At 69.5% G+C, this 917-nt stretch carries 1 protein-coding gene; it reads right to left on the bottom strand.

From position 1 onward, the window contains the following. Nucleotides 1-77: 77 nt before the first annotated feature. Nucleotides 78-656 carry a CinA family protein gene (locus KBX34_RS33200; RefSeq protein WP_210929009.1) on the bottom strand — a complete coding sequence of 193 codons (579 nt, stop codon included), beginning with the start codon at nucleotides 654-656 and terminating at the stop codon, nucleotides 78-80. Between the last annotated feature and the right edge of the window lie 261 nt (nucleotides 657-917).

Raw genomic sequence — 917 nt, 5'->3', positions numbered from 1 at the left:
CTTCAACCGGCTCAAGCAGTGCCGCAGCGTGGCGACCCGCTACGACAAGACCGCGACCTCGTTCCAGGCCACAGTCACTATCGCCGCGCTACTCCAATGGTTGTGAGCCTTTGAAGACACGCCCTAGGGGTGGTCGGTTGCGGGTTCGGGGACCTGGCGTCGGGGTCGAGGTCGTCCTTCACGTCGGCGTCATGGATCCGCTCGGCGAGTAGCCGCAGAGCCTCGATCACCGCGACCGCGCGGACGTGGTCCCGCCCGCCGTCCAGGTCGAGCTGGCGGACCTCCCCACCGTTGGGACCGGCGACCGCGACGTAGACCAGGCCGACGGGCTTGTCGTCCTGCGGTTCGGGGCCGGCGACGCCGGTGGTCGCCACCCCCCAGTCCGCGCCGCAGCGCTGGCGACCGCCCTCGGCGAGGGCCGCCGCCACGTCCGGGTCCACCGGGCCCCGCTCGGACAGCAGGTCGGTGGGGACGCCCGCCAGGGTGCCCTTCAACTCGGTGGCGTAGACCACGAGGCCACCCCGGTAGATCCCGCTGACCCCGGCGATGTCGACGATCGACGCGGCCAGCGACCCGCCGGTGAGCGATTCGACAGTCGCGAGGGTCTCGTGCCGCTGCACCAACCGGTGCACCACACCTGCCGCCGCGCTGCCCATCACGGCCTCGTCCGACGCCGCACCATCCGACGGCCGCTCGACACCACCACTAGCCTCGCGCTGCATGAATTCGTCCTTCCCCACCCAACGGCCCCCAACCCTGCCGACCCGATCGCGTCGATCATGAAGTTATCGCCACGACACGCCGGGTGGTTTCTAAGGTTCAGTGCAACTGATCTTGGTTGTGCTGGGGGTGTTGGTGGCCAGGCCGGGTGTGTTGACGTTCGGGCATCGGCAGGTGTTGGAGCATCTGTGGGGTGC

Source organism: Micromonospora sp. M61 (assembly GCF_018070245.1).
Lineage (GTDB): Bacteria > Actinomycetota > Actinomycetes > Mycobacteriales > Micromonosporaceae > Micromonospora > Micromonospora zamorensis.
The sequence above is the reverse complement of the archived record's forward strand: the minus strand, read 5'-3'. Positions and strand labels throughout refer to the sequence as shown.

Excerpts from the sequence above, each read along its gene's own strand:
- KBX34_RS33200 (WP_210929009.1), bottom strand. The coding sequence starts at position 656 with ATGGGCAGCGCGGCGGCAGGTGTGGTGCACCGGTTGGTGCAGCGGCAC.